The 22,433-nt window shown below is 71.0% G+C and carries 22 protein-coding genes and 1 pseudogene; 6 read left to right on the top strand and 17 right to left on the bottom strand.

The features are described 5' to 3' along the window. Window positions 1–223 precede the first annotated feature (223 nt). From ACFWBB_RS28270 to ACFWBB_RS28240, 7 genes are all read right to left on the bottom strand, one after another. Complete coding sequence (locus tag ACFWBB_RS28270; protein ID WP_385277916.1) at window positions 224–1,549, bottom strand: MFS transporter; 1,326 nt, start codon at window positions 1,547–1,549, stop codon at window positions 224–226. 255 nt (window positions 1,550–1,804) lie between these two features. Continuing rightward, window positions 1,805–2,755: a VOC family protein gene (locus ACFWBB_RS28265; protein ID WP_385277914.1), complete on the bottom strand. Its 951-nt coding sequence runs from the start codon at window positions 2,753–2,755 to the stop codon at window positions 1,805–1,807. Beyond that, on the bottom strand, window positions 2,752–3,864 hold the full coding sequence (locus tag ACFWBB_RS28260) for a 4-oxalomesaconate tautomerase (RefSeq protein ID WP_385277912.1): 1,113 nt from the start codon (window positions 3,862–3,864) through the stop codon (window positions 2,752–2,754). Before ACFWBB_RS28260 ends, ACFWBB_RS28265 begins: the two co-directional genes overlap by 4 nt. Further along, window positions 3,861–4,589 carry a 4-carboxy-4-hydroxy-2-oxoadipate aldolase/oxaloacetate decarboxylase gene (locus ACFWBB_RS28255; RefSeq protein ID WP_385277910.1) on the bottom strand — a complete coding sequence of 243 codons (729 nt, stop codon included), beginning with the start codon at window positions 4,587–4,589 and terminating at the stop codon, window positions 3,861–3,863. Before ACFWBB_RS28255 ends, ACFWBB_RS28260 begins: the two co-directional genes overlap by 4 nt. Further along, the gene (locus tag ACFWBB_RS28250) at window positions 4,586–5,338 is read right to left on the bottom strand and encodes a PIG-L deacetylase family protein (protein WP_385277908.1); all 753 of its coding nucleotides are present in this window, start codon (window positions 5,336–5,338) and stop codon (window positions 4,586–4,588) included. The genes ACFWBB_RS28255 and ACFWBB_RS28250 overlap by 4 nt, the downstream gene beginning before the upstream one ends. Before the next feature lie 49 nt (window positions 5,339–5,387). Next, window positions 5,388–6,038: a GntR family transcriptional regulator gene (locus ACFWBB_RS28245; protein ID WP_385277906.1), complete on the bottom strand. Its 651-nt coding sequence runs from the start codon at window positions 6,036–6,038 to the stop codon at window positions 5,388–5,390. Between the two features lie 135 nt (window positions 6,039–6,173). Next, complete coding sequence (locus ACFWBB_RS28240; RefSeq protein ID WP_385277904.1) at window positions 6,174–6,686, bottom strand: hypothetical protein; 513 nt, start codon at window positions 6,684–6,686, stop codon at window positions 6,174–6,176. Between the two features lie 173 nt (window positions 6,687–6,859). Here ACFWBB_RS28240 and ACFWBB_RS28235 point away from each other — a divergent pair, with 173 nt between their 5' ends. Further along, on the top strand, window positions 6,860–7,204 hold the full coding sequence (locus ACFWBB_RS28235) for a cupin domain-containing protein (protein WP_385277926.1): 345 nt from the start codon (window positions 6,860–6,862) through the stop codon (window positions 7,202–7,204). Here the strand turns inward: ACFWBB_RS28235 and ACFWBB_RS28230 are convergent. Beyond that, a complete protein-coding gene (locus tag ACFWBB_RS28230) occupies window positions 7,194–8,246 on the bottom strand; it encodes a LacI family DNA-binding transcriptional regulator (RefSeq protein ID WP_385277902.1) in 1,053 nt (350 codons plus the stop codon). The two genes, ACFWBB_RS28235 and ACFWBB_RS28230, sit on opposite strands and share 11 nt — an antisense overlap. Window positions 8,247–8,374: 128 nt before the next feature. Between ACFWBB_RS28230 and ACFWBB_RS28225 the strand changes: the two genes are divergently transcribed. Further along, on the top strand, window positions 8,375–9,532 hold the full coding sequence (locus tag ACFWBB_RS28225) for a Gfo/Idh/MocA family protein (RefSeq protein ID WP_385277924.1): 1,158 nt from the start codon (window positions 8,375–8,377) through the stop codon (window positions 9,530–9,532). A gap of 96 nt (window positions 9,533–9,628) precedes the next feature. Here the strand turns inward: ACFWBB_RS28225 and ACFWBB_RS28220 are convergent, their stop codons facing one another. Continuing rightward, window positions 9,629–10,663 carry a LacI family DNA-binding transcriptional regulator gene (locus tag ACFWBB_RS28220; protein WP_385277900.1) on the bottom strand — a complete coding sequence of 345 codons (1,035 nt, stop codon included), beginning with the start codon at window positions 10,661–10,663 and terminating at the stop codon, window positions 9,629–9,631. 118 nt (window positions 10,664–10,781) lie between these two features. On the opposite strand from ACFWBB_RS28220, the gene ACFWBB_RS28215 reads away from it, so the two are divergent. The 3 genes from ACFWBB_RS28215 (at window position 10,782) to ACFWBB_RS28205 (ending at window position 13,912) form a co-directional block, all read left to right on the top strand. Then, window positions 10,782–11,948 carry a phytanoyl-CoA dioxygenase family protein gene (locus ACFWBB_RS28215; RefSeq protein WP_385277898.1) on the top strand — a complete coding sequence of 389 codons (1,167 nt, stop codon included), beginning with the start codon at window positions 10,782–10,784 and terminating at the stop codon, window positions 11,946–11,948. A gap of 15 nt (window positions 11,949–11,963) precedes the next feature. Continuing rightward, on the top strand, window positions 11,964–12,740 hold the full coding sequence (locus ACFWBB_RS28210) for an SDR family oxidoreductase (RefSeq protein WP_385277896.1): 777 nt from the start codon (window positions 11,964–11,966) through the stop codon (window positions 12,738–12,740). Between the two features lie 167 nt (window positions 12,741–12,907). Continuing rightward, a complete protein-coding gene (locus tag ACFWBB_RS28205; RefSeq protein ID WP_385277894.1) occupies window positions 12,908–13,912 on the top strand; it encodes a Gfo/Idh/MocA family oxidoreductase in 1,005 nt (334 codons plus the stop codon). Between the two features lie 59 nt (window positions 13,913–13,971). Here ACFWBB_RS28205 and ACFWBB_RS28200 read toward each other — a convergent pair whose 3' ends face one another. The 6 genes and pseudogenes from ACFWBB_RS28200 to ACFWBB_RS28175 form a co-directional block, all read right to left on the bottom strand. After that, window positions 13,972–14,145 carry a hypothetical protein gene (locus ACFWBB_RS28200; protein ID WP_385277892.1) on the bottom strand — a complete coding sequence of 58 codons (174 nt, stop codon included), beginning with the start codon at window positions 14,143–14,145 and terminating at the stop codon, window positions 13,972–13,974. Window positions 14,146–14,196: 51 nt separating this feature from the next. After that, window positions 14,197–15,453 carry a serine hydrolase domain-containing protein gene (locus tag ACFWBB_RS28195; RefSeq protein WP_385277890.1) on the bottom strand — a complete coding sequence of 419 codons (1,257 nt, stop codon included), beginning with the start codon at window positions 15,451–15,453 and terminating at the stop codon, window positions 14,197–14,199. A gap of 156 nt (window positions 15,454–15,609) precedes the next feature. Beyond that, window positions 15,610–16,106: pseudogene (locus tag ACFWBB_RS28190) on the bottom strand (hypothetical protein); the annotation flags it as partial. A 1-nt stretch (window position 16,107) separates the two neighbouring features. After that, entirely contained in the window at window positions 16,108–17,022 is a 915-nt protein-coding gene (locus tag ACFWBB_RS28185; RefSeq protein WP_385277888.1) for an ATP-binding cassette domain-containing protein, read from the bottom strand. Between the two features lie 5 nt (window positions 17,023–17,027). Next, the gene (locus tag ACFWBB_RS28180; protein ID WP_385277922.1) at window positions 17,028–18,104 is read right to left on the bottom strand and encodes an ABC transporter permease; all 1,077 of its coding nucleotides are present in this window, start codon (window positions 18,102–18,104) and stop codon (window positions 17,028–17,030) included. Next, complete coding sequence (locus ACFWBB_RS28175) at window positions 18,104–19,123, bottom strand: sugar ABC transporter substrate-binding protein (protein ID WP_385277886.1); 1,020 nt, start codon at window positions 19,121–19,123, stop codon at window positions 18,104–18,106. Before ACFWBB_RS28175 ends, ACFWBB_RS28180 begins: the two co-directional genes overlap by 1 nt. A gap of 473 nt (window positions 19,124–19,596) precedes the next feature. Here ACFWBB_RS28175 and ACFWBB_RS28170 point away from each other — a divergent pair, with 473 nt between their 5' ends. Beyond that, complete coding sequence (locus tag ACFWBB_RS28170) at window positions 19,597–20,382, top strand: GntR family transcriptional regulator (RefSeq protein ID WP_385277884.1); 786 nt, start codon at window positions 19,597–19,599, stop codon at window positions 20,380–20,382. 10 nt (window positions 20,383–20,392) lie between these two features. On the opposite strand, the gene ACFWBB_RS28165 is transcribed toward ACFWBB_RS28170, so the two are convergent. Together ACFWBB_RS28165 and ACFWBB_RS28160 are read right to left on the bottom strand one after the other, a co-directional pair. After that, window positions 20,393–21,151 (bottom strand): SDR family NAD(P)-dependent oxidoreductase, encoded by a 759-nt coding sequence (locus ACFWBB_RS28165; RefSeq protein ID WP_385277920.1) that lies wholly within the window; start codon window positions 21,149–21,151, stop codon window positions 20,393–20,395. A 2-nt stretch (window positions 21,152–21,153) separates the two neighbouring features. Beyond that, window positions 21,154–22,332 carry an acyl-CoA dehydrogenase family protein gene (locus tag ACFWBB_RS28160; RefSeq protein WP_385277882.1) on the bottom strand — a complete coding sequence of 393 codons (1,179 nt, stop codon included), beginning with the start codon at window positions 22,330–22,332 and terminating at the stop codon, window positions 21,154–21,156. Window positions 22,333–22,433: the final 101 nt, after the last annotated feature.

The raw sequence follows: 22,433 nt of genomic DNA, 5'->3' as shown, positions 1-22,433 counted from the left end.
GTGCGGGCGCCCCGGCCCCCCCCCCCCCCCCACCACCCCCGGGCGGGGCCTCCCGGGCTCCCCCGGCCCCCCCCGCCCGGGCCGGGGCCCCCCGGGCCAACCGCGACCGCACCCCGAGCGGGAGCGGGAGCCCGGTGAACACCGACCGCCGGCCCCGCATCCCGTGCGGTGGCCGGCGGCCGCTCCTTCCCGCGGCGGCGCCACAGGCCGGTCAGTGGGCCGGTCAGTGGGCTCCGACCAGTTCCTGACCAGCGCTGCGGGGTGCCTGCCGGGAGCTGCGCAGCGCGGCGATGCCGATGAAGACCATGGACGACAGGCCCGCGAGGGCGAACGCGGTGAAGCCCCAGTCGCCGTGGTTCGAGGCGAGCAGCTGGCCGCCCAGCCATGGGCCGAAGACGGCGCCGAAGCGGCCCATGCCGGAGGTCCAGCCGACGGCGGTGGCCCGGCTGTCCGCGGCGGAGCGGATGGAGACCGTCGCGTAGATCATCGTCTGGGCGCTGTTGAGGAAGACGCCGGTGAGGAAGACGACGATCATCGTCACCGTCGTCTGCATGTGCACGCTGAGCAGGAACACGCCGACGGCGGTCAGCGCGAACCAGATCGCGGAGATGCGCGGGGCGCCGAACCGGTCTGCGGCGCGTCCGGCGGCCAGCATGCCCACGATGCCGCCGAGGTTGAAGACGACCACGAAGGACAGGGCCGAGCCGAGCCCGTAGCCCTCTGCGCGCATCAGGGTGGGCAGCCAGGTGGCGACGCCGTAGACGAGGAGGAGACCGCCGAAGGAGGCCAGCCAGTACAGCAGGGTCTGGGTCCACTCACCGCCGCGGAAGAGGTCCTTCAGCGCGTTCCAGCGGTCGGCCGCGCCCTGCTTGCCCGACTTGGCGGCGGGCAGTTCGACGTCGTAGCGGGTGGCCAGCTCGCGGGCCTCGTCGGTGCGGCCCTTGGCGACGAGGAAGCTCAGCGACTCGGGCAGCAGCTTGGCCAGCACCGGGGCGAACAGCAGCGGGAGCACGCACACCCAGAACGCGGCGCGCCAGCCGACCGGGTCGATGAGCCACTTGGCGACGTAGGCGGAGAGGATGCCGCCTGCGTGGTGGGCGGTCATCAGCAGGCCGATGACGAGGGCGCCGCGCCCGCGCGGGGCGTAGTCGGAGACCATGCTGATCGCGGTGGGCAGCAGGCCGCCGAGGCCGACGCCCGCCAGGGTCCGGCCGAGGCCGAACACCTCGACGCTGCCCGCCGTCGCGCAGACGCCGGAGGCCAGCGAGAACAGGATCACGCAACCGACCATCAGGTTCTTGCGCCCGATCCGGTCGGCGACGGTGCCCGCGGTGAGGGCGCCGATCAGCATGCCGAAGGTGGCATAGCTGCCGAGGTCGCCCGCCGTGTCCGGGGTGAGGCCGAAGGTCTTCGTCTCCAGCAGGTGCGGCAGCACCGAGCCGTAGATGAACATGTCGAGACCGTCGAAGAGCACGGCCAGCCAGCACAGACCGACGACCAGGAGGGCCAGTCTGCTGCCGCGGGCGGACAGCGCGGGGGAGGAGGACATCGTTGTTTCCTCTCGTCCAGGAGGCGTTCCCTGGAGGGGACGAGTGAAGAGGGCCGGCGCGGCTCGTGCGGCTGACCCGGTGTGCGCAAGACGCTAAGGATCCACTCCGAGAGAGTCAACACTTTTGTCAACAATCTCATCGACAATCCAGTGACCGCTGGTCCGGCGCCCTGCGCACCCGGGGAACGGGCTCAGAACACAGGTTGAGAACACAGGTTCAGAGCGAAAGCTCAGAGCGAAGCCTCAGAGCGAAGCTCAGCGCGCGGGTGGTGTGCCGTGGGTGTGGAACGACTCGATCGTCCTCAGACCCCAGGCCTGCCCCTTCCTGCGCTCCTCCTCGGTCCAGGTGACGAGCGGCCAGTCGGGGGCCAGGACGAGGCGCGTGAGCGGGTTGCACAGTTCGATCCGGTTGCCGCCGGGCTCGTAGACGTAGAGGAAGAACGTCTGCTGGATGGCGTGCTTGTGCGGGCCCGTCTCGATGAACACCCCGCTGTCGATGGCCAGGTCGGCCGCCCGCAGGATGTCCTCGCGGGTGTCGGTCGCGAAGGCGATGTGATGCAGCCGCCCGGAACTGCCGGTCCAGTCCGAGGTGTAGACGACGTCGTACGACTTGTTCGTGTACGTCAGCCAGCGCGCCGCGATCTTCCCCGTGTCCAGGCGGATCTGCTCGGTGGGGCGGGCGCCCAGCAGGGTCTGCTGGAACTCGGAGTTGGCGAGCACGTCGGCGGCGAGGAAATTGATGTGGTCCAGACGCCGTACGCCCACGCCCCGGTTGGGCTTGGCCTGCGGCTGGTTCTTCAGGGCCGGCTGCAGCTCGTCGGGCGCCCGGTAGTACTCGCTCTCCCAGTACAGGGTGTGCTCGTGGCCGTCCGGGTCCGTGGTGACGTACAGCTTGCCCAGGCCGGGTTCGTCCTCCGCCCAGTGGCCGGTGCCGCCCGCCGCCTCGATCGCCGCGACCCGGCGCCGAAGGGCCTCCTCGCCGGAGGTGCGCAGGGCCAGCCGGCCGAGGCCCGGCTCCGCACGGGCGGTGAGCACCAGGCTGTGGTGCTCGTAGTCGTCGAAGGTACGCAGGTAGACCGTGTCGCCGTCCTGCCCGTTGACGGTGAGCCCCAGGTAGTCCGTGAAGAAGCCGACACTGGCGTCCAGGTCCGGGGTGAAGAGCTGGGCGTGGCCGATGTGGGCGATGTCGCCGAGCGGCGGAGTCATCGTTGACCTCCAAGGGAGCGTGCGGACAGGGGGGCCGTCTCGGCGGGCCCGGGGAAGACGGTGCCGTCGAAGATCTTCCGGGCCGTGCGTACCACGGCGGTGCGGCGGGCCGAGGGGAGACCGTCGGGGGGCGTTTCGAGGCTACTTTCGATGTCCAGGAATCCGGTGGGGTGTTCTATGCGAATCCGGTCACGGCCGGCGTCGACCATCGCCAGCTCCGCGCCCACACCGCCTTCGATCCGCAGGCCTGCCGCGACACTGGCCGCACCGAGCACCCCGATGGAGGGGTGGCAGCGCACGGGAATGAAGGTGCGGGTGCTGACCGCACCGCCGTCGCGGGGCGCGGCGAGCAGCGTGAGCTTGGGCACGGTGGTGTCCGAGACGTCACCGAGGCCCATCAGCCGGCCCGCCGCCAGGCGGATCGTGCGCAGGCGGTCGGCGAGCGCGACGTTCTCCTCCAGGTCCCCGGGCGGCTCATGGCCGGTGACCTCGAGGGAGGCCGCCGCGATGAGCACCGTCGGCATCCCGTTGTCCACGCAGGTCACCGCCACACCGTCGATCTCGTCCCGGACGCTGCCGGTGGGCAGCAGCGGGCCGGTGCCCGGCGGGAACTCGATCACCACGGGCGCGGCCGTGCCCGGCACCCCGGAGATCTCGGCGGCGCCGGTGTAGTCCACACGTCCGCCCGGCGTGGGGAAGGTCGCCGTCGCGTGGTCGCCGGAGTTGACCATGCGGATCCGGACGGTGGTCTCCTCCTCCCCCGCGGTGACCAGTCCGCGTTCGACGGCGAACGGTCCGACGCCGGCGAGTATGTTGCCGCAGTTCTGACGGTCGCTCACCACTGCCCGGTCGACGGCGACTTGGAGGAAGAGGTAATCGACGTCGGCGCGTGGGTCGGCCGAGGGCGAGACGACGGCCACCTTGCTGGTGAGCGGGTGCGCGCCGCCCAGGCCGTCGATCTGGCGTGGATCGGGGCTGCCCATGACCCGCAGCAGCAGCTGGTCGCGCAGGGCCTGTTCGGCGGGGAGGTCTTCGGCGAGGAAGTAGGCGCCCTTGGAGGTGCCGCCCCGCATCAGCAGACAGGGCAGCGCCTCGGGCACACGGGTCACGACGACTCCCCCACATGCTCCTCGGACGGCTCACCCACGTACTCGTCATACGTCTTGTACTCGACGCCGAGCCGCTTCAGGGTGTCCCTCAACCCGTACCGGTCCAGGCCGAGTTCGCCGTCCAGGAAGGCCGCACGAGAGCGGGCCTCCTTGGCTTCCCGGGCCTCGGACGCCTCCGCCGTGGCGCGGGCCCGTTCGCGCGGCACGACCACGACACCGTCGTCGTCGGCGAGGATCACATCGCCCGGGCGGATCAGTCGGCCGTCGATCGCGACGGGCACGTTGACCGAGCCGCCGGTGGCCTTGACCGTGCCCTGCGCGGACACCGCCCGCGACCAGGCGGGGAAGTCCATGTCCCGCAGTTCCTGCGTGTCACGGATTCCGGCGTTGGTGATCAGGCCACGCACCCCGCGCCGCCGGAGCGCGGTCGCGAACAGCTCGCCGAACATGCCGTCGGTGGACGGGGAGGTGGTGGTGACGACGAGGATGTCGCCCTCGCCGCACTGCTCGACGGCCGCGTGGATCATGAGGTTGTCGCCGGGCCAGCTGAGCACGGTGACGGCGGTGCCGGCGACCCGTACCCCCTGCTGGATCGGGCGGATCGCCGGGCCCAGCAGGCCCGTTCGGCCCATCGCCTCGCCGACCGTGGCCACCCCGAAGCCGGCCAGCGCGTCGACGTCCTTCAGCTCCGCCTTCGGCGGGCCGGTGACGATCACGCCGCTCATGCCAGCTCCTGCGCGATCTGCGGGTAGGGGCGCATGTACGCCTCGGCCATGGTCTTGTGCGCCAGGCCCAGGTTCGGGCCGGCGTTGCGCTTGAGCTGGACGCCCCGGCGCACGGCGAGGTCGGTGTAGTAGTCCCACAGGTGCTGCTGGGCGCCGAGGCACTCCATGGCCTTGCGCTTGGTCTCCCACACGTCGGTGATGTCGAGCAGCACCTCGGGCCTGAAGCCGCTCATCTCCGGCTGGTGCGGCTCGAAGTAGAAGACCGGCGGGGCGCCGATGATCTCGCCCTCGCCCGGGTAGCCGATGGCCTGGGCGAGAACCCTGGCCTCCAGCGCCATACGGTTGGCGGCCGGGTGGTCGCCGTTGTACGGGTCCTCGGTGGGGTGGGTGAGGACGACGTCCGGCTGGGTGTCGCGGTAGACGGCGACTAGTTGGTCGGTCAGCTCGGCGGTGGCGACGAGCGGGTAGTCGCCGGCGTCGAAGAAGCGGACCTCGGCGCCCAGGGTGGCGGCGGCGCGCTCGGCCTCGTCCTGGCGTATCGCCTTGATCTCGTCGAGTTTCCTGCCCTCGCGCCACGCCTTGGCGGACTCACCGCGTTCGCCGAAGGTCAGGCACGCGATGGTGACCTTCTCCCCGCGGGAGGCGGCCAGGGCGATGGCGCCGCCCGCCCGCCACACGAAGTCCCCGGCGTGCGCGGTGACGACGAGGGTCGATCGTGGGGGGCCGGCGGGCGCGTTGGGCTGGGTCATTCTCGGATCTCCTTGGTGACAGGTGGGCGCCCGCCCCGCGCAGCCGTGATCAGTCGCGCAGCGCCTCGATCACGCTGGTGAGGTGGGCGCGGACGGCCGTCTCGGCCGCCTGGGGGTCCCTGGCCCGGATCGCTTCGATCATGGTCAGGTGCTCGTTCAGGGATTGCTGCGGCCGGCCCGGCCTCAGCGCCAACTGGAAGCGGTGACGCACCAGTTGGGCATTGAGCCGCTCCAGCAGCTGCTGCGCGGTCTGCTGGCCGGAGAACTCCCGGATGCGGACGTGCAGTTCGTGGTTCAGCTCGGAGTAGGTGACCGGCTCACCGTCGGCGACGGCCTTGGTCATGGCCGTACCGAGGTCGGTCAGCTCGATCAGCTGGTCGTCGTCGGCCGCGACGGCCGCCTTAGCCGCGCACAGTCCTTCCAGGACCATGCGGCACTCGGTGATGGCGACCGCTTCGTCCACGGTCACCACCCGCACCCGCGAGCCGCGGTTGCGGATCCGTTCGACGAGTCCCTGGGACTCCAGATCGATGAGCGCCGCGCGGATGCTGGCCCGCGTCACACCGAACTGCTCGGCGAGCTCGTTCTCCACCAGCCGCTGGGCCGGTGCCATCTCGCCGTGCAGGATCGCCTGCCGCAGCTGCGCGAGCGCATGCTGTTTGGCCTGCTCTCCGGTGCTCGGACGGGCTTCTTTCGGCATGGTTGCCCTCCCTGAGTGAGTGCCTGTCGAACCTAAATCTAGCGAAACAAGATTGTCAACAATTTTGTCCGCCGTATTGCGGGCGCATGACTGGGCCATGCTCCCACCGGGTGGTGCGACAGGGGACCGCGCGGGTTACTTGATCACCGCGTTCGCCACGACCACGATCACGCCGAGCAGCGCGTCCACCGCCCCGATCAGCACCGCGGCCTCCCACGGACGGTGCGACCAGCGGGCCGTGACGAGGCCCAGGGCGAACAGCAGGGTGATGTTCAGGGCGAACGCCGCGTACTCCACCCCGTTCGTCGGCCACCAGCCCCAGCCGGCGCCCGCGAGGATCAGGACGGTGGGCAGCACGGCCGCGACGAGAGGCCACTCCTCGGCGAGGACACGCAGCGCGTCCCCTCGCCGGTGCGGGGCCCGCTCGGCGATGTAGTGGGCGTAGCCGTGCGCGAGCGCCGAGGCGAACGCGGTCACCAGCAGCCAGGCTGCGTCGTAGCTGCGGCTGACCCGGGAGGTGTGCCCGTAGTGGCTGAGCGCGGCGACCATCGAGCTCGCCAGGACCGCGCCGTAGACACCGCCGAAGAGGAGAGCCTCACGTGTGTCGTGCCGGTGCGGCTCGTGCGTCGCCGTGGTGTCGTCCGCCATGGGCTCCACGATCACCCGGTGCCGCACCGGCCGCCAGTCGTGACGAAGTGTCCTCCCACCTGGGCCGACGGCCCACACAGTGTCCAGGCCCGACGGACGTACGGCCTCGCTAGGGTCGCCCCATGAGCACCGACAGCCCGAGCCCGCACGGCCCCGACAACCCTGGCAGCCCCCTGCCCCACAGTTTCGTTCTCCACATCCCCGACGCCGACCTCGAGCCCGAGCCGCTCGACCCGGGACAGATCGTCGCCGGTACCCCCGAGGTGACCGGCAAGGTGGTGTGGGAGTCGGCGGACGGCCGTCAGATCAGGGGCATCTGGCAGATCACCCCGGGCGTGGTCACCGACACCGAGGCGGACGAGCTGTTCGTGGTGATCAGCGGGTCGGCGACCATCGAGGTCGAGGGCGGTCCCACGCTGACGGTCGGCCCCGGCGACATGGCGGTGCTGCGCGAGGGCGACCGGACCACCTGGACGGTCCACGAGACACTGCGGAAGGCCTACGCCATCACTCTGTGAACACGGGAGGGCGCCCCGTCGTCCCCCGGACCTCCAGGGCCGGCGCGGCAAGGTGCACCCGCCGCTCTCCCCCCGGCCGTTCGAGACGGTCGAGCAGGCAGCGGGCGGCACGGCGGCCGACCTCGTGCCCCGCACCGTCGACGGTCGTGAGCCAGACGTGCCGCAGCCGGGAGATGCTGGTGTTGTCGTAGCCGACCACGGACAGGTCGTGCGGCACGCGCAGGCCCAGTTCCCCGGCCGCCGACAGCACCCCGACCGCCGTCATGTCGTTGACGGCGAACACCGCCGTGGGCCGGTCGGGGCGGGCGAGCAGCCGCACGGTGGCCCGGTAGCCGCCCTCCTCGGTCATGTCGCCCGCCTCGACGAGCGGCTCGTGGGCCGGTCCCGCCGCCCGCATCGTGGCCTCGAAGCCGCGCCTGCGCAGGTCGGCGACGGCGCCGTAGCCCGCGAGGTGGGCGACGCGGCGGTGGCCGAGGCCGACGAGGTGCTCGGTGACCAGGCGGGCCCCGTGCTCGTCGTCGTTCGCCACCACGTCCACCCCGGCCGGCGCCGGCTCGCGGGCCCCCGCGACGACGACCGGCATCCGGGCGGCGACGGTCTCCAGCGCCGCCGGGCCGGGCAGCGTGCCGACCACGACCAGCCCGTCCGCTCCCTGGTCGAGGAAGGGCCCGGCCGGGTCCTGGCCGACGCGCCGGTGCAGCCTGGCGTCGGCGAGCAGCATGTGCCGGCCGCTCGTGTGCAGCAGCGAGTTGAGGCCGTCCAGGAGGTCGACGTACCAGGGGTTGCGCAGGTCGTGCAGCAGGACGCCGACCATGGGGGTCCCGCTCGCCCGGCCCGCGCGCGGTGGGGAGTCCGGATGGGCGCGCTGCTCGCTGAGGCTGCGCGCGGCCGCGTTGGGCCGGTAGCCCAGTTCGCGCACGGCCCGCAGGACGGCCTCCCGCTTCTCGGCGCGCACCTGGTCGGAGCCGCGCAGCACCAGCGAGACCAGTGACTTGGACACGCCGGCCCGGTCGGCGACGTCTCGGATGGTCGGGGCTCTCATACTTGGACCGTTCCATGTGACGCACGGGTTGTCAAAGGGGCTAAAAGCCTTGACACCCTGCGGAAAGGGCCCGCAGGGTGGCCGGGTCGGATGATGGAGCGGTCCAAGGAAGGGCTGTGGTGACTGACATGGTGGACGCGCTGGGAGTGGCCGTCGTCGGGTTCGGCTGGATGGGCCGGGTGCACACCCAGGCATACGCCCGCGTCCGGCACCACTATCCGCGGCTGGCCCTGCGTCCGGAGCTCGTGACCGTCGCCGAGGAGGTGCCCGGCCGCGCCGAGGAGGCCGCCGAGCGGTTCGGCTTCGCGTCCTCCACGCGGGACTGGCGCGAGGTGGCCGCCGACCGGCGGGTGCGGGCGGTCAGCATCACCGCGCCGAACTTCCTGCACCGCGAGATCGGTGTCGCGATGGCCGGGGCCGGCAAACACATCTGGATCGAGAAGCCGGTGGGCCTCACTCCCCCGGACGCCCGGGCGGTGGCGGACGCGGTGGCCAAGGCCGGCGTCCAGGCCGCGGTCGGCTTCAACTACCGCAACGCGCCCGCCGTGGAGACGGCCCGCGATCTGATCGCCTCCGGTGAGCTCGGCACGGTCACCCATGTCCGCGTCCGCCTCTTCAGCGACTACGCGGCCCACCCCGACGGCGCCCTGACCTGGCGCTACGAGCGGGAGCGGGGCGGCAGCGGAGTGCTGGGCGACCTGGCCTCGCACGGCGTGGACCTGGCCCGTTTCCTGCTCGGCGAGATCACCGCCCTGACGGCCGACACGGCGGTCTTCGTGCCCGAGCGGGCCCGCCCGACGGGCGCGACGGCGGGCCACAGCCTGGCCGTCGGCGGCGAACTCGGCCCGGTCGAGAACGAGGACTACGTCAGCTGCCTGCTGCGCTTCGCCTCCGGCGCCCGGGGCGTGCTGGAGGCCTGCCGGGTCTCCGTCGGCGAGCAGAACAACTACGGCTTCGAGGTGCACGGCACCAAGGGCGCCGTGTTCTGGGACTTCAGGAGGATGAACGAGCTCGGCATCAGCCGCGGCACCACGTACCAGGACCAGCCCGTCAGCACGGTGTACGTCGGCCCGGGCGACGGCGAGTTCGGCGCCTTCCAGCCAGGTGCGGCGAACGCCATGGGCTACGACGACCTCAAGGTGGTGGAGGCCTACCGTTTCCTGCGCTCGGTCGCCGAGGGAACCCCCTACGGGGCGACCCTCGCGGACGCGGTGCACAGCGCGACCCTGCTGGAGGCGATGACACGGTCCGCGGAAAGCGGCTCCTGGGTGGACGTGCACCCGTAGGGGTGGCGGTAGGACCATCCCCGATCCGACCTTCGGGCCCAGGGACCGCGCGCCCTGAGCAGCCCGCGGAGCCCGCGCCCCGGGGGCCGGCCGGTGTCAGTCGGCCGCCACCCGGGGCGGCAGGTTGTACGGGGTGACCACCTGGATCGCCGACGGCGGCGTGGGCCCGGCCGGCGGCAGCGCGCCGTGCGCCCGCATCACGGTGTGACAGGCCTCGCGCACGTCGTGGCGCAGATCGTGGTGGAGGACGGCGGACAACCGGTGCCCGCGCAGCAGCCGGGTGTTGTCGTGGTCGAGGTCGTGCGCCACGAACACGGCGCACTCACGGCCGAGGTCGGCGAAGGCGCGCAGGGTGGCGTCGTTGCCGCCGCCGATGGAGTAGACCGCGCGGATGTCCGGGTCGCGTTCCAGCGCGGCCCGGACCAGCTCGTACTGGGTGGCGTCCAGCCCCTGCCCCTCGGCGATCTCGACCAGCGTGCGCTCGGGATGGCGAGCCCGCATCACGCTGCGGAAACCCATCTCGCGCTCCTCCTCGTTGCGGAAGAAGCCGCTGCTCAGGCTGGTGAGCACATTGCCGGGACGGTCACCGAGCCACTGGCCCATGAGGTAGGCGGCGGTGGCCCCGGCGGCCCGGTCGTCGATACCGACGTAGGCGAGACGGGCGCTGGCCGGGAGGTCCGTGACCAGGGTGACGACCGGTATCCCGGCGGCCACCAGCCGGCCGACGGCGGCATTGGTCTCCGGGACGTCCGGCGCCTTGAGGACGACCCCTTGCGAGCCGCGCCTGGCTATCCGGTCGAGTGTCGCGACCAGCTCATGGACCGGGCCGGTCTCCCGGAAGTGGAAACGGGAGCGCAGCACGGCCGGGTGCAGGGACGGCAGCTCGGCCTCCAGGGCGGCCCGGACGGCGGTGGTGAACCGTTCCGGCGCCTGCATCACGATGTCGACCATGAAGGTGCGGCCGACGAGTCTGACCTGGGTGCGCTGCCGGTCCAGGTCGGCGATGGCCCGCCGGACCTCCTGCACGGTCGACTCCCGCACGCCTCCCCTGCCGTTCAGGACCCGGTCGACGGTGGCCTCGCTCAGCCCCGCCTGACGTGCGATCTCCCGGATGGGAAAGGGGTGGCCCACGGAAAGCTCCCAGGGAATCGGCTTGAGGGGTTTTTGATGGCTCGCTGCTGGTTGTTCGACGGGTTTGTCATGACAAGAATGGCAGCGCTGAGCCGCCATTGTCATCGAAGGGACGACGATGTCCTTCACCTCCGTGCGGGGCCACGCCTGGCTGACCGAGCAGGACTGCGACCTCGACACCTTCCGCCCGCTCGTCGAGCGCACCACCGACCTCGCCGACTTCCCGCACGCCGCCGCGGTGCAGGGGAACGTCCTCGTCTACGACAGTGAGCGCCTGCGCTCCGCCGGAGCGGGCCGCACGGTACGCGCCGAGCTGGTGCGGGCGCTGAGCGACGGGCCCGGCGTCGTCGTCTTCCGGGGCGCCTTCCCCGATCCGGGGGTCGTCGACCGGGTCACGGCCGTCTTCGACGCGCTCATCGCCGAGCAGCGCGCCTCGGGTGCGACCGCCGGTGACCACTTCGCGAAGCCCGGGGCCAACGACCGCGTCTGGAACGCCCTGGAGAAGGCCGCCCTGCGCGATCCCGAGGCGTTCGCCGACTACTACGCCAACGACATCCTCGCGCTGGTCCCGCGGGCCTGGCTCGGTCCGGGCTACCAGATGACGTCCCAGGTCAACGTGGTCAACCCGGGCGGTGCGGCACAGAGCCCGCACCGCGACTACCACCTCGGCCTCCTCTCCGACGAGACGGCCGCCGCCTACCCGGCGCACGTCCACCGCCTCTCCCCCGTGCTCACGCTCCAGGGCGCGGTCGCCCACTGCGACATGCCCGTGGAGTCCGGGCCCACGCTGTACCTGCCGTACTCGCAGACGTACGAGCCCGGCTATCTGGCGTGGCGACTGCCCGAGTTCCAGGAGTACTTCGACGAGCATCGCGTCCAACTGCCCCTGGCGAAGGGCGATGCCGCCTTCTTCAACCCGGCCGTTCTGCACGCCGCGGGCACCAACCGCACCACCGGCGTCCGCCGGATGGCCAATCTGCTCCAGGCGTCCTCGGCCTTCGGGCGCGCGATGGAGACCGTGGACCGGGAGGCGGTGGCGAACGCGGTCTTCCCCGTGCTCCTGCGGCGGCGGGCGGAGGGCGCGGGCGAGGAGTGGCTCGAGCATGTCGTCGCCGCGAGCGCCGAGGGCTACCCCTTCCCCACCAACCTCGACAACGACCCGCCCGTGGACGGTCTCGCCCCGCCCGCCCAGGCGGACCTCGTACGGCGGGCGCTGCACGAGGAGTGGACCCCGCAGGCACTCCGCGACGAGCTGCGGGCGTTCGCCGCGCGGCGAACAAGCTGAAGGGACCTCGTACACATGGGACTTCTCGACGACAAGGTCGTCCTCGTCAACGGCGGCAGCCAGGGTGTCGGTGCGGCTGTCGCCCGGGCCGCGGTCCGCGAGGGCGCGCAGGTCGCCGTCACCGGGCGGCGGCCAGAGCCGGGCGAGGCGCTGGTGGCGGAGCTGACCGCCGCGGGCGGCAAGGCGGTGTTCCTGCGGGCCGACCTCTCCGACGCCGGGCAGGCGAAGGCGTCGGTGGCCGGGACGGTGGCCGCGTACGGGCGGGTCGACTGCCTGGTCAACTCGGCGGGGCTGACCTCCAGGGGCACGCTGCTCGACACCACGCCCGAGCTGTTCGACCAGCACATCGCGATCAACCTCCGGGCGCCGTTCTTCGCCATGCAGGCGGCGGTCGCGGACATGCTGGCCCGCGAGGCGCCCGGCACGGTCGTCAACATCATCACCTCTTCGGCCCACGGCGGTCAGCCGTTTCTCGCGCCCTACGTCGCCGCGAAGGCCGGTCTGACCGGCCTCACCCGCAACGCTGCGCACGCACACCGCTTCGACCGGGTCCGGATCAACGGCCTCAACATCGGCTGGACGGCCACCGAGGGCGAGGACACGACGCAGAAGGCCTTCCACGGCGCCGGGGACGACTGGCGCGAGCAGGCCGCCGCACGACTGCCGATGGGCAAGCTGGGCCAGCCGGACGAGATCGCCGACTTCGTGGTGTTCCTCCTGTCCGACCGGTCGGGCGTGGTCACCGGATCAGTGATCGACTGGGACCAGAACGTCCTGGGCGGCCTGGACTGAACACACCGACCCCACCCGAACACTCTGAACCCGCCCGGGCATTTCGAGCCGGCCCGGGTACTTCGAGCCCGTCCGGCGATTGAGGACGAGCCCGCAGGGCGAACGGGGTCTGGGGCAGAGCCCCAGCAACAGACACCAACCAAAACACCAGGAAAGCAGCGGAGCGCATGCGCATCGGAATCCTCGGCCTCGGCCGCATCGGCGCCTTCCACGCCGAGACCCTCTCCGGACTCGACGCCGTCGCGTCGCTCGTCGTGGCCGACCCGTTCGCGGCGGCCGCCAAGACCGCCGCCGAGCGGTTCGGCGCCGAGGTCGCCGACTCCCCCGAGGCCGTGCTGGCCGCCGGCGTGGACGGTGTCGTGATCGCGGCGGCGACGGACGCCCACCCGGGCCTGATCCTGGCGGCCGTCGAGGCGGGCATCCCCGTCTTCTGCGAGAAGCCCGTCGCCAGGACCATGGGCGAGGGCATCGAGGTGCTCAAGGCCGTCCAGGGCAGTGCCGTGCCCATCCAGATCGGCTACAACCGCCGCTTCGACGCGGGTTTCGTCGCCGCGCGGGCGGCCGTGCAGACGGGTGAGCTGGGCAAACTGCACACGGTCCGCTCGACGACGCTCGACCCGGCCCCGCCGCCGGCCGCGTACGTCGCCGCCTCCGGGGGCATCTTCCGGGACTGTTCCGTCCACGACTTCGACATCATCCGCTGGGTCACCGGCCGCGAGGTGACGGAGGTGTACGCGGTCGGCGGCAACCGGGGCGCCGACTACATCAAGGAGGCGGGCGACGCCGACACCACCGGCGCCGTCCTCACCCTCGACGACGGCACGATCGCCGTGGTCTCCAACTCCCGTCACAACGCCCGGGGCTACGACGTCCGGATGGAGATCCACGGCTTCGCCGACTCGATCGCCGTCGGCCTGGAGGACAAACTGCCGCTGCGGTCGGTGGAGCCCGGGGTGACCTTCCCGTCCGGTACCCCGCACGACTTCTTCATGGACCGGTTCACCGCCGCCTACCGCGCCGAACTCACCGCGTTCACCGAGGTCGTGGCCGGCACCCGGCCCTCGCCCTGCACGATCGAGGACGCCCTGGAGGCGGGCTGGATCGCGGAGGCGTGCACACTGTCCCTGCACGAGCACCGGCCGGTGACGATCGCGGAGGTCCGCGCCTCCTGAGCCGACGGGCCCCGCACGAGGGCGGCCGGGGAAAGTGCTCCCCGGCCGCCCTCACCGGCTCACAGGCCGTAGCGGACCGCGAACTCGTCCGGGTCGTACGCGTCCCGCGCCGGGTCCCGCGGTGTGGCCGGCCGCTCCTCCACCATGTCCTGCGGGCGCACCCGCTCGGGCAACGCGCCGAACCGGGCCCGGCGCCGCGCCTCGACGGTGCCGACCTGCTCTTCCTCCTGCATCTCACCCTCCCCGTCCACGACTTCACTCGCCCTGTACCTGTTTGAACGTCCTCACCTCGCCGCGGGTTCCGCCGGCAGGTTGAAGATGTGCTCCGGGGAGATGATCCTGGTGATCGCGTCGCCGAACAGGGTGCTCGGTTCCTGGTTCTTGTAGTTGATGTCGGTGTTCAGCACCACCACGAGGGTGGCCCGTGCCGACGGCAGGTAGATGGTCAGGGACTCGTAGCCGGGCAGCGAGCCGTTGTGGCCGATCCAGCCCTGCACGTCGAAGATGCCGAGACCGTAGCCGGCGCCCGGGATGGGGGTCGGCGGTGTGATCAGGCGCTGCTTCTGGGTGGCGGGGCCGACCATCCGCCCGCCGTCGGGCAGCACGCCCGTGGCCACGGTGCGCGCCCACACCCGCAGGTCCTCCAACTGGGAGATCATCGCGCCGGCCGCCCAGCCCCAGGACGGGTTCCAGTCGGCGGAGTCCTCCACCTTCCCGGTCGCGGTCTGGTTCGTGTAGCCCTGGGAATGCGGGGTCGGGAACTCGTTGCCGGTCGGGAACAGGGTGTGATCCAGCCCGGCGGGATCCAGGATGTGGTCCTGGATGTAGTCGTTGAGGTGCTGGCCGCTCATCTGCTCGACGACCAGGCCGAGCAGGATCAGGTTGGTGTTGCAGTAGTAGAACTTCTCACCCGGCGGGAACAGCACGGGGTGCTTGAAGGAGTAGGCGAGCAGCTGCTGCGGGGTGAACGGCCGCTGCGGGTCGGAGGTCAGCGCCTTGAAGAAGCCCTCGTCCGCCGAGTAGTTGAACAGCCCGCTGCGCATACCGGCCAGTTGACGCAGGGTGATCTTGTCGCCGTTCGGCACGCCGTCGATGTACTTGCCGATGGTGTCGTCGAGGCCGATCTTCCCCTGGTCGACCAGCTGGAGGAGCGCGGTGACGGTGAACGTCTTGGTCTCGCTGCCGATGCGCATGTAGAGGCCGGGGTTCATCTCCCGCCCGGTGCTCTTGTCGGCGACGCCGAAGGACTTCACGTACTCGCCCTTGCCGGGCGTCCAGATGCCCACGCTCACGCCGGGGATGCTCGCCTGCTTCATGACCCGCTGTACGGCGTCGTCGACCTGCTGCCGTACGGCCGGGGTGAGTTCGACGACGCCGTCCCCGGACGAGGACGGCGAGGGTGGCTCGGTGGCGGTGGCGGCCGAGGGGGCCGAGGACGGGAGCGCCGTCACCGCCCCGCCCGCGGTCGGTACCGCCACCAGGGCCCCCACGGTGGTGGCGACGACGATCCCCCTGCGCAGTCGAAGGTACGGGTGTGTCATGGGCTCGCTCCCGGATGAGGAGGTTTCCGCCGCAGGCCACAGCCGCACCATGGGGCACGGGCCGCATGCGGCCCATCACGACCACCATACGAGCGCGGGCGCGCCGCCGCCCGTCGGCGACGGCGCGACGCGCCCGGTGGTCCGGCCCCTCGGTCCCGCCCCGCGGGAGCGCAGGAACGTCCGGGTGCGCACCGCGATGGGCAGCGGCCGCTCCGGCTCGCACGGGTACATGTCCTGCTCCACGAACGCGAACAGCTCGACACCCAGCCGCTGCGCAGCGATCAGGACCGGCTCCAGCTCCGGTACGCCGGACGGGGGTTCGCGCATCTCGGCTTCGCTCGAGCCGGGGCGCACCCCCATCATGCCCTTGGTGAGGCGGGCCCACTGTTCACCGGTCGGCTCCGGCGGCTCCCGGATCTCGGGCGTCTTGCCGTCCCGCCAGAAGGACGGGATGACGACGAGGTGCTTCGCGCCCATCTCCCGTGTGAGCGCGGCCACTTGGCTCACCTGCGCCCAGACGGACTCCCAGACGGACGGACCGCGGTGCAGGCCGGGAGCCGTTCCCGGGGCACGTGGCGGGGGTCGTCGGGGAACCACACGCCCCCGGAGTCGGGGGCCGAGCCGACCCGGATGCGGTCGAGGGCGGCCGCCACGTCACGGCGTCCTCTCGCCGGGGTTCGCCACGGGCGCGGTGAGGTCCTTCTCCTCCGGGAGCTTTTCGACGTCCACGCCCCGCACCTGGGACAACTCGTGCTTGAGGGCCGCGAGTTCGGTGCCGCCGGCCATGTGGTTGGTGAGTTCTTCGAGGCTGACCCGGTCGCGGGAGGCGGTGAGTTCCATGGTGCCCAGCCGCAGGACGCTGAAGTGGTCGCCGACCATGTAGGCGTGGTGGGGGTTGTGGGTGATGAAGATGACGCCGAGGCCGCGGTCGCGGGCGGCGGCGATGTACTTCAGCACGACGCCGGACTGCTTGACGCCGAGGGCGGCGGTGGGCTCGTCCAGGATGAGGACACGGGCGCCGAAGTAGACGGCGCGGGCGATGGCGACGCACTGACGCTGGCCGCCGGAGAGGGTGCCGATGGGCTGTTCGAGGTCGTCGAGGACGATGCCCATGTTGCGCAGTTCCTGGTCGGCGGTCTTCTTCATCTTCTCGATGTCGAGGCGGCGCACGGGCCAGGGGCCCTTGGTCATCTCGGAGCCGAGGAAGAAGTTGCGCCAGACCGGCATCAGGGGCACGGTCGCGAGGTCCTGGTAGACGGTGGCGATCCCCTTGTCGAGGGCCTCGCGCGGGGTGGAGAAGCGCACCGGGTGTCCGTCGACGAGGAACTCGCCCTCGGTGTGCTGGTGCAGCCCGGAGATGATTTTGATGAGGGTGGACTTGCCGGCGCCGTTGTCGCCCAGGACGCAGGTCACCTGGCCCGGGTGGACGGTGAGGTCCACGCCGTGCAGGGCACGGATGTTGCCGTAGGACTTGCCCGCGTTGCGCAGTTCGACGAGCGGACCGTCCCCGTCCTCGGGGACGGTGTCCGTGAGGATGGCGCCGTGCGTGCCGGTTCCGTTGGTGGTCATGGGGGTCACCTCCGGGTGGCCGTGCGCTGGACCCACAGATTGATGAGGACGGCGCCGAGAAGCATGACGCCGAGGAAGGCCTTGAACCAGTCGGGGTTCCAGCCGGCGTAGACGATGCCCTGCTGCACCATGCCGAACATGAACGCGCCGAAGACCGGGCCGATCGCCGAGCCGGCGCCGCCGGTCAGCAGACAGCCGCCGATGACGGCCGCGGAGATGTAGATCAGCTCCTGGCCGACGCCCTCGCCGGACTGCACGGTGTTGAAGGTGAACAGCTGGTGCATGCCGACGAACCAGGCCCCGAAACCGACCAGCATGAACAGCGAGATCTTGGTGAACGTCACGGGCACGCCGACGGCCCGCGCGCTGTCCTTGTTGCCGCCGACCGCGAAGATCCAGTTGCCGTATCTGGTCCGCAGCAGGATCCAGGTGGCGATGGCCGCGAAGACCAGCCAGTACACGATGGTGATCTTCACCTGGACGCCGCCGACGTCGAAGGACGAGGCGAAGATCTTCTTGGCCTGGCCGAAGCCGTCCATGTCGCTGATGTCGTCGGTGGCCACATTGGTGGTGACCAGCTTCGTCACCGCCAGGTTCACGCCCTGCAGGATCAGGAAGGTGCCCAGGGTGATCAGGAAGCTCGGCAGCCCGGTCTTGACCACCATCCAGCCGTTGAGGAAGCCGATCCCCAGCGACACCAGGAGGGCGACGATCACACCGACCCACACGTTCATGGTGAGTTGGTAGCTGAGCATGGACGCGGTGAGCGCCGAGGTGATGACGGCGACACCGGCGGAGAGGTCGAACTCGCCGCCGATCATCAGCAGCGCGACCGGCAGCGCCATGATCCCGATCGTCGACGACTGGTAGAGGATGTTGGCCATCGAGCTGCCGTCACGCACCGGCGGGGCCGCGATCAGGAAGAACACGTACACGGCGACCGCGCCGAGGAAGACGCCCACCTCGGGGCGGGCCAACAGCCGCAGGGCCAGCGGGCGTTGCTTGGTCCGGCCGTCGCTCTCCTTACGGCCGGGGGCCGGCGGTGTGCCCACCGCCGGCTCGGCATGCTGGGTCATGCTGATCACCGGGTGCCCTTCGCGGCGAACGAGGCGACCGCGTCGACGTTGGTCTTGTCCACGAAGGCCGGGCCGGTCAGCACCGGCTGCTCGCCGCCGCCCATGTAGTTGCCGTTGTTCTTGTAGAGCCACAGCGAGTCGACAGCCAGGTAGCCCTGGAGGTAGGGCTGCTGGTCGACGGCGAACTCGATCGTGCCCTTGTCGATGGCGCTCGTCAGGTCCTTGTTCAGGTCGAAGGTCGCGATCTTGGCCTTGCTGCCCGCGTCGGACTTCGACTGCACCGCCGTCAGCGCGAACGGGGCGCCGAGGGTGACGACGTAGTCGATGGCCTTGTCCTGGCTCAGCTTGGCGGTGATCGTCGACTTCACCGACGGCATGTCGGTGCCGTTGACGTACAGGGTCTCCGTCGTGCCCGAGAAGGTCTTCTTCACACCGGCACAGCGCTGGGTGAGGCCGATGTTGCCCTGTTCCTGGACGACACAGACGGCCTTCTTGGCACCCTCGGAGTTGAGCCGGTTGCCGAGTGCCTCGCCGGCCACGGTCTCGTCCTGCCCGAAGAACTCCATCAGACCGAGGTTCTTCCACTCGCTGACACCGGAGTTGAGGCCGACCACGGGTATCTTCGCGGTCTTCGCCTTGGCTATGACGTCCTTCAGGGCGTCCGGCTTGGCGAGGGTGACCGCGATGCCGTCGACCTTCTGGTCGATGGCGTTCTGGATCAGGTTGGCCTGGTTGCCGGCGTTCGGGTCGGCGGAGTAGACCAGCTTGACGTTGTCCTTGGCGGCGGCCGCCTCCGCGCCCTTGCGGACGATGTCCCAGAAGGTGTCGCCGGGCGACTGGTGGGTCACCAGCGCGACCGTCATCTGCGGGGTACTCGCCTTGCCCGCGGAAGCGCCGTCCGCGCTCTCCTCGGACTTCTTGCCGCCGGAGCCGCTGGAACAGCCCGCGAGGGTCAGGGTCACCACCGCGGCCATGGCCACGACCGGGGCGATTCTGCGCGAGCGGAAGGGAGAAGAGCTGTCCATCTTTCCTGCACCTCACTGTGCGACGGAGAACTACGACGGGAATCGGGGAAAGGGGAGGTGATCGGAGGGATCCGGGGCCCGTTTCTACTCAGATTGGGGCCATGGGGCCGGGTCCGCGACTGTTCAGGTGTCTCGGACCCGGCCGTGCGCTGCTGGGACCGGATCCAATCCCTTGCCGGGCTCACTGTCAATACTTTGTTAAGACATCATTTCACGAGCAGGTCCGAATGTAAGTACAAACTCTTGACAGTGCGGGTCCCCGGGACCTACACCTGGGGGACGCCTGACCCCCGACCACCGTGAGGAGCGTCGCACATGGCCGAGCCCGCCCTCCCACCGACCTGATCACGACGGGTCCACCGGGGTCGATCTCTACCCTTTGCGCCAGGACGTACCCCTCGCGCGCGGGCGGCGACACGCGGACGGGGACCTCCGGACTCCCTCACCCGACCACGACCCGAGGAGGTGCCCCGATGGCGAAGACCGGCGACCGATCCCGTGCCGTGCCCGGCTCCGCGCTCGACCTGCTGCATTTCTCCCTCGACCGCAACAGCCCGGTGCCGCTCTACTACCAGTTCGCCCAGCAGCTGGAAGCGGCGATCGAGCAGGGAGCACTCGTTCCGGGCAACCTCCTGGGCAACGAGATCGACCTGTCGACCCGTCTCGGCCTGTCCCGCCCGACGGTCCGCCAGGCCATCCAGTCCCTGGTCGACAAGGGCCTCCTGGTACGACGGCGCGGAGTCGGCACCCAGGTCGTGCACAGCCAGGTGAAACGGCCGCTGGAACTGAGCAGCCTCTACGACGACCTGGAGGCCGCCGGACAGGGGCCCACCACACACGTCGTACGCAACGAACGGGTGCCGGCGACCGCCGACGTGGCCGCCGCGCTCGGTGTGGCGGAGGGCAGCGAGGTCACCCTCCTCGAGCGGCTGCGCGCCACGCACGGCCAGCCGGTGGCGTTCCTGTGCAACTACCTGCCCCCGGCCCTGCTGGACCCCGACACGGAACGTCTGGAGTCGACCGGCCTGTACCGGCTGCTGCGCTCGGCGGGCATCACCCTGCACAGCGCCCGCCAGACCATCGGCGCCCGCTCCGCCACCGCAGAGGAGGCCGCCCTCCTCGCCGAGAAGGAGGGGGCGGCCCTGCTGACCATGCAGCGCACGGCGTACGACGACACCGGCCGGCCGGTCGAGTACGGGACGCACATCTACCGCGCGTCCCGGTACGCGTTCGACTTCCAGCTGCTGGTCAGGACCTAGGCGCCCGGGCTCACCTCGGGGCCATCCGCAGCGCGCCGTCCATGCGGATGGTCTCCCCGTTGAGGTAGTCGTGGTCGACGATCGCCAAGGCCAGCTTCGCGTACTCCTCGGGCCGGGCCAGGCGGCGCGGGAAGGGCACTCCCTCGGCGAGCGAGGCGCGGAACTCCTCCGACACCGTGGCCAGCATCGGCGTCTCCACGATGCCCGGCGCGATGGTGCACACCCGGATCCCGTACTGCGCGAGGTCACGGGCGGCGGGCAGGGTCAGACCGACGACCCCGCCCTTGGAGGACGCGTAGGCGGCCTGGCCGATCTGCCCGTCGTACGCGGCGATGGACGCGGTGTTGACGATGACGCCCCGCTGGCCGCTCTCGTCGGCCTCGGTCCCGGCGATGGCCTCCGAGGCGAGCGCGAGCACGTTGAAGGTGCCGATCAGGTTGATCTGGATCACCTTGGCGTACAGGCCGAGGTCATGGACGCCCTTCTTGCCGAGGATCCGCGCCGACGGGCCGATACCGGCGCAGTTGACGACCGTGCGCAGCGGGACACCCGAGCCGGCCGCGGTGGCGACGGCGGCGCCGACCTGCTCGGGGTCCGTGACGTCGGCGGGCACGTAGGTCACGCCGGGCACCTCGGGCGCCTTGTCGATGCCGTCCTTGAGGTCGAGGGCGAAGACCCGGGCGCCGCGCTCGGCGAGGCCCTTCGCGGTGGCCGCGCCGAGGCCGGACGCACCGCCGGTGACAAGGGCGGCGGTGTTCTCGAGCTGCATCATCACTCCTTGCCGAGGACGGTGAGCACACCGCCCTCGTCACGGTCCAGCGCACGCGAGATGATCATGCGCTGGATCTGGTTGGTTCCTTCGAAGATCTGCATGACCTTGGCCTCGCGCATATAGCGCTCCACGGGGAAGTCACGGGTGTACCCGTACCCCCCGAGGACCTGCACGGCGTCCGTGGTCACCTTCATGGCGTTGTCCGTGGCCACGAGTTTGGCGATCGACGCCTCCCGTGTGAAGGGCAGGCCGAGATCCTTCAACCGGGCGGCGGACAGCGCGGTGGCCCGCGCCGACTCGATCGCGGCGCCCATGTCGGCGAGGACGAAGGCCAGGCCCTGGTGCTCGATGATCGGCTTGCCGAAGGTCTCCCGCTCACGCGCGTAGCGCACCGCGTGGTCCAGGGCGCCCTGGGCGAGGCCGGTGGCGACGGCCGAGATGCCCAGGCGGCCGCAGTCCAGGGAGGCCAGCGCGATCTTCAGCCCCTGCCCCTCCTCCCCGATCCGGCGCTCGACGGGCACCCGGACGTCCTCGAGCCGCATGGTCGCGGTCGCCGAGCCGGTCAGGCCCATCTTCCGCTCCGGAGGGTCGGCGCTGAGCCCCGGGGCGTCGGCGGGAACCAGGAAGCAGGAGATGCCGTGCGCGCGGTCGTCGGAGGTGCGGGCCATGACGGTGTAGAAGTCGGCGTAACCGCCGTGCGTGGTCCAGGCCTTGGTGCCGTTCAGCACGTAGTCGCCACCCTCGCGGACCGCGCGGGTGAGCATGGCCGCCGGGTCGGACCCGGCGTGCGGCTCGGACAGGCAGTACGCGCCGAGCAGCTCACCGCCCAGCATGTCCGGCAGCCACCTGCGCCGCTGCTCCTCCGTGCCGAAGCGGGCCAGCGGGAAGCAGGACAGGGCGTGTACGGAGATGCCCACGGCGACGCTCGACCAGACCGCGGCGACCTCCTCCAGCACCTGGAGGTAGACCCCGTACGGCTGGTTCGCCCCGCCGTCCTCCTCGGCGAAGGGCAGCCCGAGCAGACCGCTGCGCCCGAGGGTGCGGAAGACGTCCCGGGGGAACGTCCCGTCCGCCTCCGCGTCGGCGACCCGGGGTGCGAGTTCCTTGGCGGCGAGGGCGCGGGTGAGCTGGATGAGCTCGACGGCTTCCTCGGTCGGCAGGGCACGAGTGGCAGGCATGGTGACCTCCACGTAGGAGTACCGGTAAGTACTGGGAGTGATACTGGAGTGCGTACGAACGTATCATTCACAGTACGGCACGGAGGGGTCGCCTGGCATCC

The organism is Streptomyces sp. NPDC060000 (genome assembly GCF_042737375.1).
Lineage (GTDB): Bacteria > Actinomycetota > Actinomycetes > Streptomycetales > Streptomycetaceae > Streptomyces.
Note: the sequence above shows the minus strand (reverse complement) of the source record. Positions and strands in the feature narration are given on the sequence as shown.

Coding starts and splice junctions, on each gene's coding strand:
- ACFWBB_RS28210 (WP_385277896.1), top strand. CDS start 11,964: ATGGGACTTCTCGACGACAAGGTCGTCCTCGTCAACGGCGGCAGCCAG.
- ACFWBB_RS28270 (WP_385277916.1), bottom strand. CDS start 1,549: ATGTCCTCCTCCCCCGCGCTGTCCGCCCGCGGCAGCAGACTGGCCCTC.
- ACFWBB_RS28195 (WP_385277890.1), bottom strand. CDS start 15,453: ATGACACACCCGTACCTTCGACTGCGCAGGGGGATCGTCGTCGCCACC.
- ACFWBB_RS28165 (WP_385277920.1), bottom strand. CDS start 21,151: ATGCAGCTCGAGAACACCGCCGCCCTTGTCACCGGCGGTGCGTCCGGC.
- ACFWBB_RS28225 (WP_385277924.1), top strand. CDS start 8,375: ATGGTGGACGCGCTGGGAGTGGCCGTCGTCGGGTTCGGCTGGATGGGC.
- ACFWBB_RS28170 (WP_385277884.1), top strand. CDS start 19,597: ATGGCGAAGACCGGCGACCGATCCCGTGCCGTGCCCGGCTCCGCGCTC.
- ACFWBB_RS28185 (WP_385277888.1), bottom strand. CDS start 17,022: ATGACCACCAACGGAACCGGCACGCACGGCGCCATCCTCACGGACACC.
- ACFWBB_RS28215 (WP_385277898.1), top strand. CDS start 10,782: ATGTCCTTCACCTCCGTGCGGGGCCACGCCTGGCTGACCGAGCAGGAC.
- ACFWBB_RS28245 (WP_385277906.1), bottom strand. CDS start 6,038: ATGCCGAAAGAAGCCCGTCCGAGCACCGGAGAGCAGGCCAAACAGCAT.
- ACFWBB_RS28200 (WP_385277892.1), bottom strand. CDS start 14,145: ATGCAGGAGGAAGAGCAGGTCGGCACCGTCGAGGCGCGGCGCCGGGCC.
- ACFWBB_RS28175 (WP_385277886.1), bottom strand. CDS start 19,123: ATGGACAGCTCTTCTCCCTTCCGCTCGCGCAGAATCGCCCCGGTCGTG.
- ACFWBB_RS28265 (WP_385277914.1), bottom strand. CDS start 2,755: ATGACTCCGCCGCTCGGCGACATCGCCCACATCGGCCACGCCCAGCTC.
- ACFWBB_RS28230 (WP_385277902.1), bottom strand. CDS start 8,246: ATGAGAGCCCCGACCATCCGAGACGTCGCCGACCGGGCCGGCGTGTCC.
- ACFWBB_RS28240 (WP_385277904.1), bottom strand. CDS start 6,686: ATGGCGGACGACACCACGGCGACGCACGAGCCGCACCGGCACGACACA.
- ACFWBB_RS28160 (WP_385277882.1), bottom strand. CDS start 22,332: ATGCCTGCCACTCGTGCCCTGCCGACCGAGGAAGCCGTCGAGCTCATC.
- ACFWBB_RS28255 (WP_385277910.1), bottom strand. CDS start 4,589: ATGAGCGGCGTGATCGTCACCGGCCCGCCGAAGGCGGAGCTGAAGGAC.
- ACFWBB_RS28250 (WP_385277908.1), bottom strand. CDS start 5,338: ATGACCCAGCCCAACGCGCCCGCCGGCCCCCCACGATCGACCCTCGTC.
- ACFWBB_RS28205 (WP_385277894.1), top strand. CDS start 12,908: ATGCGCATCGGAATCCTCGGCCTCGGCCGCATCGGCGCCTTCCACGCC.